The organism is Pirellulales bacterium (genome assembly GCA_033762255.1).
In the GTDB taxonomy this organism is placed as follows: Bacteria; Planctomycetota; Planctomycetia; order Pirellulales; family JALHPA01; genus JANRLT01.
Map to the genome: position 1 here is coordinate 1 of JANRLT010000044.1, position 12,638 is coordinate 12,638.

Below are 12,638 nucleotides of genomic sequence, written 5' to 3' on the forward strand. Positions count from 1 at the left end.
CAGGATCGAACTTTCCAGCAAGGAACCGGAATAAATGGCCAGTCTAAGTAAAACCGCCAAAGCGTATCGGATCGTTTTCATTCACCCAGGCGACCGACGCCGACGCGCGATCTACTTACCCCTCACCAGCAAAGCCGGGGAACTGGATAAGTGGAAAAGCCATATCGAACATCTAGTTGTTTGTGCTGGCGATAAAAGCCAAGTCCCCCATGCCGCGACGGTCCGATGGTTAGGAGGACTCAGCGATGCACAGCATGGCAAGCTGGTGAAGGCGGATTTGGTGGAGGCGCGGGAGGCACAGCGGGTTTACACGCTGCGGGAACACCTGGACGATTACGTCCGCCGACAATCGACATTATCTAACTGGACGGAAAGCACGCATTGGCGGTTTGGCCAGACCGTGAACATTGTCATACGGTATTTTGGAGCGGATCGGCCCCTGCGATCCATAGCCCACAGCGACGCCGTAGATTTTAATGTTTGGCTACGGACGCCAGCGGCACGAATGTTAAAGCACGGTGACGCCGAAAAGACCGACCGGCTATCCGAAAACACGATCCTTAAACGGATGAAGGACGTCCGCGCGATATTTGCCGACGCCCTCACGCTAAAACGAATAAATACCGATCCCTTTGACCAAAAGAAATTCAAGAAAACCGATGGCGCGGCGGAAGATTACGTAACGGTGACGCCGGAAATGTTTCAAGCTTTACTTGCGCGGTGTCCTGACCAAGAATGGAAAGCAATCATGGCGTTTGCCCGTTACGCGCCAGCACGAATTGCCAGTGAGATTGCAGAATTGACATGGGATTGTATTTTGTGGGACTTAAACCAAGTCCGCATGGCCACACCAAAAACACGCCGGTATAAAGGAAAAACTGAAAAGATTATTCCTCTCTGGCCGGAACTGCGCCGGGAACTGGAACCGCTTTTTGAGGAACCGGGCAGGCCACAGAAATTATCCCACGAAAAAATATTCACAATCCACCTAACCCAGGGGGAGCACACAAATCTTCGCACAGACTTAGCGCGATTTATTAAACGGGCAGGATTGCCTAACTTCACATATAAGGATATGCGAAAAACACGCGCCACAGAACTAGCGGAACGGCTACCGGCCCACCAAGCCGCCTATTACGGCGGACACGATGAAAAGATTGCCCGCAAGCATTACTGGAAGATCAAAGGCGACAGTCACGCCCAGGCCCTGGCGGCTATGGCTACCCCCCCGGAATTGGTAGCGCAAAAAGTAGCGCACTCCGAGGCGATCCAAGGCAGTCTACCACAATTACAAGTTGAAAATTCCCCGCAATTAGCATCCCTGGCAATCAGTGAATGTACGTACAGTGACCCCAACGGGACTCGAACCCGTGTTACCGGCGTGAAAGGCCGATGTCCTAACCGCTAGACGATGGGGCCTAAAAGTGGCTCAACTCTGGCTAAAAATACTTTCTGTAACAGGGATATGCAATTCCGCATCAGGGTTCGCATCCGATCCGCGAATGAACTGACCCACATAACCAAAAACTGAGCGGGCGATTAACCAAATAGGCTAAAATGGCTGGGAAAATTTCCGAGGGAAACAGCCACGGGCCTAAATTAAGCCGATTCAATATGACATTTTGTGTCCAAGATGGCAAGCCCGCATCATTTAAGCTTTGAAGCAGCCGAGTTTACAAACCCAGTTGCTGGCATGCATCGTAGAAATGGGCACGCAGCCAACGCCTTGTGTAGGGTAGAGTCGTAGGGGACTAGCGCGCGGTTAGAGCTGAAAAAGCCGTAGACTGCCAGCAGCTACTCATCTACCCAATAGAAATTTATCTCTTGGACAAGTTAATCATCCCGTCGCAGGGATTATTGGCGGGCCACTGGGTTCGCTTTCGTACTATAAAGTACAGGCGTAACAAACTAGGGCTGGGAATTACTGTTCATTCGGCGTCGATGTCGCCGGCGAATCATCAGTATTAACCTGGTTGTTTCCGCGACAAATGGCGTCGTAAACCTCACGCCGATGGACAGGCACTTCCTTGGGAGCCTCAACACCCAGGCGCACCTTGTCGCCGCGGATTTCCACGACAACAATGGTAATGTCATTGTTAATGACAATACTCTCGTTCTTTTTCCTTGAGAGTACAAGCATGATCCGTTCCCTTCCTGATTACTGTGCCTGATACCAGCTACATAACAATAAGCGATACCGGGGAGCAAAAAATCGCAACCGACACCCGCTAGCGTCCTAAAATGCCGCAGCGTAGCGTTAAGTCCAGACACTTCCTTAATTTCACTGTACGAGCAAGAATACGATAGTCAAGCAAATCGAAAGATTTTCACAAGAATTTTGCAAATTTGGCATAAAATTCGTATAGAGCAAAAACGATTCTTACGACATTCAACTTGCCATTCCCTCTGAATTACAGAACGCAAACACATGCCTGCAAACAACTTGTGAAACTTTTTGACCTACTCATCGGCCTCCGGAGTCAATTTTCGGTGTATCAAAAAGACAAATACAAGGCATTAGCAAAACTGTACAATTAATTGAATAATACTTGACAGAATTTTAAGGAATTAGGATTTCTTTTAGTAAAAGGCTGTTTTGGCTAAGTTTTTTAATCTTTGTGCTTTCTCTCCTACTGTTCCTGAGGATGCTGACCCTGCATTTCGCAAATAGCCGTAAACAGTAAGTGGCATGGCGAGCAAAAACACCATGCCAAGATAGAATGCGCATGGGGTGTGCGGATTTGGCAGCGGGAATAGTCCCCTGGCCAAAGCGGAACCAGCTTGGCACAGTAGCACACGCGTTAGGGACTTATTGTGGAAATTTGCTTTGGCGAGCGCGGCGCAAAGTGTGGGGAAATCGTCGCTTGCGAACTTGCATCGCTTTTCTATAATTCTAGTGTGTGCGGGAATTTGCCGGAAAATCACTCGTTTATGGTGAGCGCGTTCCATGCTCCAATGGTTTAAAAATGTCCGAGACGCGGTCTTCACGGTTTTGCAGGGCCTGTGGATCACGATGCGTTATTGGATCATCACTTATGACAAAAAACGCCGCACATTTACCGAACATTTTGAGTATCCCGAGCTTCCCGTACCGGTCACTTCGCGTTATCGCGGCTTCCACCGTTATGATCTGACGACCTGCATTGCCTGCGACCAATGCGCCAAAGCCTGCCCCGTGGATTGCATTTATATTGGTAAAGAACGGGTGACGAACGGCAAGGGCTTTCGGATCACCGGCTTTACCATCGATTACTCTAAATGCATGTTTTGCGCCCTTTGTGTCGAGCCTTGCCCCGTGGATTGCATTTTTATGGGCTCGGTGCATGATCTCAGTTGTTACAGCCGCGATGGATGCATTGTTGATTTCTCCAAGATGCCGGTGGAAATTGCTTGGGGACGGACCACGCTTAATCCCACGGCCGTGGCCATGTCCAAGGTTATCACCCAACCGGTTCATGGCGGTCCCAACCAATAACCGCTTCTTTTTTCAAACGGCAAATTTTGAAAGAAGACGTTAAAAAAGCAACTAAAGAAATTACAACCCCATGGAATGAATGGCATCTCAGAGAGGGCATTTTTTATATGAGTGAACAAACAGAATCCGATATCCAGCATAAGCTTTTCACCCTAGAGCAGGCGAACGCCATGCTGCCGCTGGTGCGGGCTATTGTCCAGGATTTGTCCGTGCTTTCCCAGGATGTGATTGATCGCCGGGAACGCCTGGCCGGTTTAAAAGCCAAGCGTGCTAAACCACGTGACGATCTGTATCAGCAAGAAGTCCAGCAAATTGAACAAGAGTTACAACAAGACACCTTGCGACTCCGCGAGTTTGTCGAAGAACTTCAGGATCTAGGCGTCGAACCAAAAAACGGTCCCGAAGGGATCGTGGATTTTCGCTGCCTCTTGGATGGCCGGGTGGTTTATCTTTGTTGGAAATTAGGCGAAAACCGCATTACCCATTGGCATGAGCTAGAGGCGGGTTTTGCCGGTCGCCAAACTCTGCCGGTCGAGTTTTTATCAGGAAACACCGCACTTTCCAGCGAGAGTTAGTCTTTCGGCCGGATGTTTCATTTTTTTGTCCGAAGTGGTTGCCTTTTTTAAAGTTTTTTTATGCTTACGCCCGTTTCCATCGCCGGTTACATCCTCCTGTTTTTTGGCTTGGGCGTGGTTTTTTTAGCTGTAAATTTGAAAATTGGCGAATTTCTGCGCCCCAGTCTGCCTAGCCGGGAAAAACAGGAAATTTATGAATGCGGCGAACCGGCAATTGGATCGAGCTTTGTCCAATTTGACTTGCGGTTTTATGTGGTGGCTTTGCTCTTCATTATTTTTGATGTGGAAGTGGCCTTCTTTTTTCCCTGGGCCACCGTGTTTGGCAAAGCGTCCAATCTCGCCAATCCTCAACTGCCAGTCGTCATGCAAAGCGGCGATACGTTATCGCTGACTCCCGCCGCCCAGGGTATTTTAACAGAACTGGGTGCCAACCGCTTTTCCTTGACGCCCCCCCTTGGCGGAAATTTGGCTGCCGCGACCGCGCAGATAAAGCAGTCCGCCAGCCAACTTTCGTTTTTGTCATTGTGTGATATTCTGGTCTTTTTTGCGGTTTTGATGGTGGGATTTGCCTATGTCTGGCGACTGGGCGATCTCGATTGGGTGCGGGCGGTCAGCCAAGCCCGCAAAGAGGCGGCAACCGAGCTTAGTCTAGGCAGCCGCGGGAGCGCGCGATCCATTTTGGACCGCGAGCCTGCCATTAGCCCCTAACCTTATGTTATCTTGAGGTTTGCTAGTTTTGCTGGCCGCGTCCAGAGTCCTTCGGCACCTTCCAGTTTTACCATTCCCCCGGGCCGCGCGGGAATCATTTGCGGATTCACCATCCGCCCTTAGTTTTTAACTTTGACATTGTGACTTTATGCGTGGCACAACTTTTTTTGACCGACTAAAGAATCGCTTTGGGGAGGCAATCACCGGGGCTAATTTGGACGCCATTGATCCCTGGATCGAAGTCTCCCCCGCTGGCTTGGTCCCTCTATGCCTATACCTCAAGTCCGAGCCGGATTTGCGATTTGACATGCTTAGCTGTATCACAGGAGTGGATTACTTTGAGCCCGATCCTAAAAAAGCAGCAAAAGTTACCTGGCAACCTCATCTCGAAGTGGTCTACCACCTTTGGAGCGTGCCCAATCGAGTCAGCCTGGTATTAAAGGTCATGCTGCCCCGCTGGAAGAATGACATCCCGGGAGAATTGCCAGAGTGCCCCTCGGTCAGCGGAGTTTGGGCGACCGCCGATTGGCACGAACGGGAGGTTTACGACCTGAGCGGGGTCCAATTTACCGATCATCCGAATTTGCGGCGGATTTTATGCCCCGAGGACTGGGAGGGTTACCCACTCCGTAAGGATTACGAAATGCCACTGGAGTATCATGGAATTCGGGGACGGTGATGTGCAATGAAGAATTAAAAATGAAGAATGAAGAATGTAATGCAGTCATTCCCTGTTCCCTGACCCCTTGCCCCTATCACCTGACCCCATCCCATGCCACTCGCCATCGAAGACGATCCGCGGATTATCGAATTTGACGTCCGCACCGATGAAATGCTCGTCAACATGGGACCGCAACATCCCAGCACGCATGGCGTGCTCCGGCTGGTGTTACGGACCGATGGCGAAGTGGTCAGCGAGGTCACCCCTCACTTTGGTTATTTGCACCGCTGCGCCGAAAAAATCGGCGAAAACCTGACCCCGCGACAGTGGATTCCCTATACCGACCGGATGGATTATCTGGCGGCAATGAATATGAACCTGGGTTGGGCTCTGTGCGTGGAAAAGCTGATGAAGCTGGAGTTGCCCGAAAAAGCCAAACATTTGCGGGTGATCATCGCCGAACTGAATCGAATTGCCAGCCACCTGGTCGGCATGGGGACCTATGGGCTGGACTTAGGGACATTTAGCCCTTTTTTATACGCCTTTCGCGAACGCGAATTAATTTTGAATCTATTTGAAGAAGTCTGCGGCGCGCGGCTGACCTATAGCTATATCACGGTGGGGGGGGCGACCGCCGACCTGCCCAAGGGTTGGCTGCAAAAGTGCGAAAAGTTTTTGGACCAGTTTTTGCCAATCATCACGGAATACCACGCCCTGCTGACCACGAACGCGATTTTTGTGCGCCGTACCGCGGGAATTGGGATATTGACAGCGGAAAAGGCGATTGATTACGGGTGTTCCGGTCCGGTGCTGCGGGGGAGTGGTGTTGATCAAGATTTGCGCCGCGATGGCGAAGAACGCTACACCGAGATGTATGATGGCTACGCGTTTGAAGTGATCGTCCAAAAGAACGGCCATTACCCCAACGACCACGCTTACCCTCCCGTCCCCGAAAGCGCTGTGCTGGGGGATTGTTGGCATCGCTTTTATGTGCGGATGCTGGAAGTGATGCAATCGATCGACTTGATTCGGCAGGCGATCGACCGTTATAGCACGGCCGCCGGTTCCTGGGGTGAACCGGTTAAGCTGACCGAAAAGCTCCCCAAAGGAGAGGTCTATCTGGAGACCGAATGTCCCCGCGGCCAGATGGGTTTTTATTTGGTTAGTGATGGGACGTCCATTCCCTGGCGGGCCCGGGCCCGCAGCAGTTGCTTTTGTAATCTTTCCCCCACGGCGGAGCTTTGCCGGGGCTGCCTGATCGCGGATGTTCCGGCGATCGTGGGTTCGCTGGATATCGTGATGGGTGAGATTGATCGGTAGTTCCTCGGACCCAGGGTAGTTCTTGCGATTGAACCCATTGGGCTATCATCCAGAAACACTTTGTGGTAGCCATTTACCACAAGGTTATTGAATTGAATATCCTAAATTTATCGCTCAGATCATCCTGGATGCGCAGCCTTTTCTGATCCGGTAAACCGCGTCGCGTTTTATAAGAATCAAGACGATGGCGAGTTGGTGCCTGAAATTACCTTAGAGAATAGTTTTTTCAGGCCGCTGCGCCAGCAGCAGCGATAGTTCGTCTTTAGCCTGGCAACGGCCACATGATTTTAGCTTGGGATGCCAGCCCCTGGATCGCTGGGTAGTTTTCGTGAATGCCCGCGTAGCAACCAAAAAAAATCAAGCAAGTGTTGCAACCTGGGTGAAGCTAAAGTTCAATATTAGTGATCCAACCCTCCTTCCCGCCAGAACAACGATCAGCATGAAAACCCGACTAATTCTGCTTACACTAACGATCTTTTTCGCGGCGCACGGCTTGTGCCTTGCCGTAGGAAATACTCGAAAGTCGGCTGCCCCCGATTTTACCAAAGGCGAAAAGATACCGCAAAACGCGAACCACGACTGGAATCTCGGCGCCACGGGTCTCCGCGGTTGGATTTATTGCGACAAATTGGTCACCTCCGATGCCCGTCAGATCGCGATCACCAAGGTGGACCGGGGGTCTCCCGCCGACGGGATTTTTGCGATTGGCGACGTGATTTTGGGCGTCGGCGGCAAACCATTTTCCCATGACCCGCGCACCGAAATGGGCAAGGCCCTGACCCTGGCTGAAACGGAAGCGGGCCAAGGCCAGCTCACCCTGACCCGTTGGCGCGCAGGCAACTCGGAAGAGGTCGTAGTGCGGCTTCCCGTGCTGGGAACTTATAGTGCCACCGCTCCCTACAACTGCCCCAAGTCCGCACGCATTTTAGAACTAGGTTGCCGGGATCTTGCCAGGCGCATGGCTGATCCCAACTATGCCCAGCGGCTGGATCCCATCCCCCGCTCACTGAATGCCCTTGCCTTATTAGCCAGCGGCGATCCCAGCTACCTCCCGCTGATCAAAAAGGAAGCTGAATGGGCCGCGAACTTCTCCGATACAGGAATGGCAACCTGGTATTACGGGTACGTCATGATTTTCCTTTCGGAATACAAGATGGCGACGGGTGATGCTTCGGTCATGCCGGGCTTAGAGCGGCTTGCGCTCGAAGCCGCGCATGGTCAAAGCGCGGTCGGTTCGTGGGGGCACCGGTTCGCTCGGCCCGACGGACGACTTCACGGTTACGGAATGATGAATTCTCCGGGGTTGCCCCTCACAATCTCGTTGGTGCTGGCTCGTGAGGCGGGCGTCCAAGATCCGGCCTTGGACCTGGCGATCGCACGGAGTGCCAAGCTACTCCGTTTTTACGTCGGCAAAGGAGCGATTCCCTACGGTGATCATCATCCCTGGATTGAAAATCACGAGGACAACGGCAAGTGCGGAATGGCCGCCGTGCTTTTCAACCTTATGGGTGAAACGAACAGCGCGGAATTCTTCTCTCGCATGAGCGTTGCTTCCCACGGATCGGAACGGGACACGGGGCACACCGGCAATTATTTTAACATGCTGTGGGCGATGCCGGGTGTCGCACAGTCCGGCCCAAATGCCACCGGAGCCTGGATGAAGGAGTTTGGAAGTTGGTACTTTGACCTCGCCCGGCGTTGGGATCATAGCTACCTGCATCAAGGCCCCCCCGAAGCAGAAGAAGACAGCTACGCTGGCTGGGATAGCACCGGCGGCTATTTGCTGGCCTACGCCATGCCGCTGAAAAAGCTTTATCTCACGGGTAAGCAGGCAAGTGGCGCGCCGCAGTTGGATGCCGCCGCCGCCCAATCGCTTATTGTCGATGGGAGTGGCTGGAACAACAAAGACCGCCATGGTTTCTACGATAAGCTCAGCAATGAACAACTCCTCGAGCGCCTGCGTAGTTGGTCGCCCGTCGTGCGGGAGCGCGCGGCGATGGCGCTGGGCCGCCGCCAGGACGCTCCCGTGAGCCCTTTGGTCGAGATGCTCGATTCTCCAAGCATTGAGGCCCGTTATGGCGCCTGTCAAGGTTTGATCTTTCTTCGCGGACGGGGAGCGCTCGCCGTGGACGCCCTGCAAAAGACCTTGGCGCATCCCGATCTTTGGCTTCGTATCAAAGCGGCCGAGGCACTCGCTGCCATCGGTAAACCGGCGACAAAAGCTGTGCCGCAACTGCTGGAACTGCTGGCCCACGTGGATGAAATGAATGATCCGCGCGGGATGCAGCAGCGCTATTTAACCTTTACTCTATTTGGCAGTGACGGGATGCTCGCCCAATCTTTGGAAGGCGTGGACCGCCCCGCGCTCTACAAGGCCGTTCGGGCGGGGCTAAAGAATGAGGACGGGCGAGCTCGCGGCAGCATTGGTTCCGTCTATCGCCATCTCTCATTCGAAGAAATTAAACCTTTGCTACCTGCCATTCACCAGGCGATCGTTCAGCCCGCGCCTAGCGGCGAGATGTTCGCCGATGCGATTCGCGTGGAAGGCCTGCGTCTCCTGGCGGAGCACCGCATCGAGGAAGGCATCAACGCCCTCGTGACCTACACCCGCGATCAAAATCCTTGGGAAAGCCAAATTCGCACTCCAGAGCTGATGGAAATCCTCCTTACCTACGGCGCGCACGCCAAGGTGGCTATTCCTGAACTGGCCAAGATCGCAAATTACTTTGAGAAGGATGAAAAAGACTTTCCACCTCATCTGATGAGGTTGAAGGCCAAGAGCGTCCGCGATACGATCAGCGCGATAAAAGCCGCGACGGACTCGCCAAAACTCATTCGAATCAACCAGGTAGAGCCGGAAGCGAAGAAAACAATAGCGAAGGAGCCGGGGAGTGATTCCGCAAAAGCCCCACTCAAGGTATTCATCTTGGCTGGCCAATCGAACATGGAAGGCCATGCAGAAATCCGCACCTTTGACTACATCGGCAAAGATCCAGCCACGGCCCCCTTGCTCAAGGAGATGCGTAATCCTGACGGAACGCCGCGCGTCTGTGAAAAGGTCTGGATGTCCTATTTAACCGGGCCTTATGATGGTAGTGCGAATGGCGAGGGGTTGGGAAAATTGACCGCAGGTTTTGGCGCTCGCGGAGACCAGCCCACCCAGGATGGGGGAAAGATTGGGCCTGAGTTCACCTTTGGTATCTATATGGAGAAAGAGCTGAAGGAGCCCATCCTGATTATCAAGACTGCCTGGGGCGGCAGGTCGCTGAACACCGAATTTCGTCCACCGAGTGCCGGGTCATACAAGCTGCCCAAGCAGATTCAAGCAGAGTGGGACAAACATCCGCAAGGTGCCCACGGCATTCCCAAACTTGAGGATCGAAAGAAATGGCAGGAAGACAAAGATGCCGCCTCAGGCGTGTTTTACCGCATGATGGTTGAACATGTGAAAAAAGTGCTGGCCGATCCCGCTCGAGTATGTCCCGAGTATGATCCCGAGCAGGGCTACGAGTTGGCCGGTTTTGTCTGGCTTCAGGGTTTCAATGATTTGGTTGATGGCCAAACCTACCCAAATGGCAACTATGAGGAATATACGCGACTCTTGGCACACTTCATCCGCGACGTGCGCAAAGATCTTGACGCTCCAAAGATGCCCTTTGTCATTGGCGTGCTAGGGGTCGAAGGCGAAAAGAATGTCAATTTCCGCAATGCCATGGCCGCACCGGCCGCCATGCCCGAGTTCCAAGGCAACGTGGTTGCTGTAGATACCGCGCCTTTTTGGGATCGTGATATCGAAGCCGCCGAACCCAAGCAGGGTGAGTATAACAACATTCTCGATACGGCTCACGTATTGAAAGCCGATGGCACGCTCGATATGGAACGGAAATGGGACAAGTTCTGGAAGCCGATCGGCAAACCTTTGCCCGCAGCGCGTGACTGGCGGTTCATCACCATCGATGCCACCGAAACGAAGGATAAACTAGAAGAATTCACCGATAGGAGATTCCGGGATATCACACTGCCCTCCGCAATGAAGAATTGGTATATGCCGGACTTCGATGACAGCAAGTGGTCCGTGGGCAAGGCGCCCATTGGCAAGGGGGTGTGGAACCACAGCGGAATCATGTTGGACAAATATTCCTCAGAATGGGGCAAAGAAGAATTCCTGCTCATGCGTACCACATTTGACGTGGAGAACCTCGACTACGATTCCTACCGCATCGCGATTTTGGCGCGACAAGGTTTTCATGTTTATTTGAACGGCCACAAGATTCACACCTACATCTGGTGGCAGGATCAGCCGCAATACAGATCGATCGTCCTCGATAAAGAACAGACTCAATATTTAAAGAAAGGAAAGAACGTCTTGGCCGTATATGCCAATGATCAATACTCCCCAGGCTCCACGGAACATTACGCCGCGCTGGATGCATGGATTGAAGGAATCACTAAAGGGGATCAAGAGAAGCTCGAACTTGCTTTGGAGGAAGTCCTTTCCCCCAAAGACCGAGAGGCACTTAAGGGCGCTTCCAATGGCGGCTACCATTACTTTGGCAGCGCAAAAATCTTTGCTCAGATGGGTAAGGCGTTTGCCGAAGCAAACCTCAAACTTATCAATAAGTAAAACGGATGTGGATTGCCGCGGCATTCGCCTTTACCTAGAGCGGAAAACGAAACCGCTCGAGAAAGCTACAAGCGCCCTGGTTTCAGCGAAACGGGAATTCTGGTTTTCGAGCATTTGTTTTCCCGAATGGATGAAACCTGATCGTGAATTCGAAACATCTACTACTCGATGGCGCTACCGGCACTGAACTCAACCGCCGTGGCGTGGACACCGGCTTGCCAATGTGGTCGGCGAACGCGCTCACCTCCGATACTGGATTGAATGTGTTGCGCCAGATTCATCTGGATTATTTAAAGGCGGGCGCGGACATCCTCACCACCAACACGTTTCGGACCCATCGCCGCGCGCTGGCTGGTAAGGGGGACATCGCCCGCGAATTGACCATACGAGCGGTGGCGACCGCCCAAGAGGCTGTCGTAGAGCATGGCCAACCTGCGCAGGTGGCGGGCTCGCTGGCCCCGCTGGAAGATTGCTATCGACCGGACTTGGTGCCGTCCGAGGACGAATGCCGCGCCGAGCACTCCGAGCGCGTCCAGCATCTTGTGGACGCGGGTGTTGACCTGTTGTTGATCGAGACGATGAACTCAATTCGGGAAGCTGTCATCGCCGCCAAGTTGGCAACCATCACCGGCAGACCCACCTGGGTCAGTTTTGTGTGCGACCGTGACGGGCGAATCCTGTCTGGCGAACTGCTGACGGTTGCCGCCGAGCTATTGTTACCGCTGGGCGTGAAGGCCCTGGGCGTGAACTGCGCTCCGGCGCATACACTGGCAAAACCACTGGCCAAGTTGCGGGGGATCTGCGGCCCCGATTTTCCGCTCATTGCCTATGGAAACATTGGCTACGCCGACCAGTCGCAAGGCTGGATCAACACGGACGCCGTAAACCCGGATAGTTACTGGCAATATGCCCAGACTTGGCCGGCGCAAATCGTGGGGGGCTGTTGTGGCACCACGCCGGAACATATTCGCCAGCTAAGAGCTAAAAGAACCCCTGCCACATGAATTCGCCCCCTATGATGCAAAAATCTTTTGCTCGATTCGCCATCCCCTTCGCGTCTATCGCCACCGTATTATGACTGCGTGTGAATACATTCACGCCGCTGGTGTCGCAGGGGAGATTGTAACCCCATACGGGCATTGTTCCAGTTTTGCCATTGAGTCCCTATAATAACAGTCCGCTAAGCCGCATACCCCGCGACCAACTCTTCAACTTGGACGAGACCATGTTCGCTCGAATATCTCTTGACGGTATTTGTCAAGATCTGATTATTGT

The 12,638-nt window shown here is 53.0% G+C and carries 8 protein-coding genes and 1 tRNA gene; 7 read left to right on the top strand and 2 right to left on the bottom strand.

Annotated features, from left to right (window positions below):
* Nucleotides 1–1,347: 1,347 nt before the first annotated feature.
* Together SFX18_12350 and csrA are read right to left on the bottom strand one after the other, a co-directional pair.
* Nucleotides 1,348–1,419 (bottom strand) — tRNA-Glu (locus SFX18_12350).
* Nucleotides 1,420–1,921: 502 nt separating this feature from the next.
* On the bottom strand, nt 1,922–2,140 hold the full coding sequence (gene csrA / locus SFX18_12355; GenBank protein ID MDX1963938.1) for a carbon storage regulator CsrA: 219 nt from the start codon (nt 2,138–2,140) through the stop codon (nt 1,922–1,924).
* Between the two features lie 807 nt (nt 2,141–2,947).
* Here csrA and SFX18_12360 point away from each other — a divergent pair.
* From SFX18_12360 to SFX18_12390, 7 genes are all read left to right on the top strand, one after another.
* Entirely contained in the window at nt 2,948–3,475 is a 528-nt protein-coding gene (locus SFX18_12360; GenBank protein ID MDX1963939.1) for a 4Fe-4S binding protein, read from the top strand.
* 107 nt (nt 3,476–3,582) lie between these two features.
* Nucleotides 3,583–4,050, top strand: coding sequence for a DUF2203 domain-containing protein (locus SFX18_12365; protein ID MDX1963940.1), 468 nt, complete (start codon nt 3,583–3,585; stop codon nt 4,048–4,050).
* A 60-nt stretch (nt 4,051–4,110) separates the two neighbouring features.
* Nucleotides 4,111–4,758, top strand: a complete 648-nt coding sequence (gene ndhC / locus SFX18_12370) for an NADH-quinone oxidoreductase subunit A (protein ID MDX1963941.1) — start codon at nt 4,111–4,113, stop codon at nt 4,756–4,758.
* 148 nt (nt 4,759–4,906) lie between these two features.
* Nucleotides 4,907–5,437 carry an NADH-quinone oxidoreductase subunit C gene (locus SFX18_12375; GenBank protein ID MDX1963942.1) on the top strand — a complete coding sequence of 177 codons (531 nt, stop codon included), beginning with the start codon at nt 4,907–4,909 and terminating at the stop codon, nt 5,435–5,437.
* 93 nt (nt 5,438–5,530) lie between these two features.
* Complete coding sequence (locus SFX18_12380) at nt 5,531–6,739, top strand: NADH-quinone oxidoreductase subunit D (protein MDX1963943.1); 1,209 nt, start codon at nt 5,531–5,533, stop codon at nt 6,737–6,739.
* 328 nt (nt 6,740–7,067) lie between these two features.
* Nucleotides 7,068–11,363 (top strand): DUF6288 domain-containing protein, encoded by a 4,296-nt coding sequence (locus SFX18_12385; protein MDX1963944.1) that lies wholly within the window; start codon nt 7,068–7,070, stop codon nt 11,361–11,363.
* A gap of 143 nt (nt 11,364–11,506) precedes the next feature.
* The gene (locus SFX18_12390; protein ID MDX1963945.1) at nt 11,507–12,367 is read left to right on the top strand and encodes a homocysteine S-methyltransferase family protein; all 861 of its coding nucleotides are present in this window, start codon (nt 11,507–11,509) and stop codon (nt 12,365–12,367) included.
* Nucleotides 12,368–12,638 lie beyond the last annotated feature (271 nt).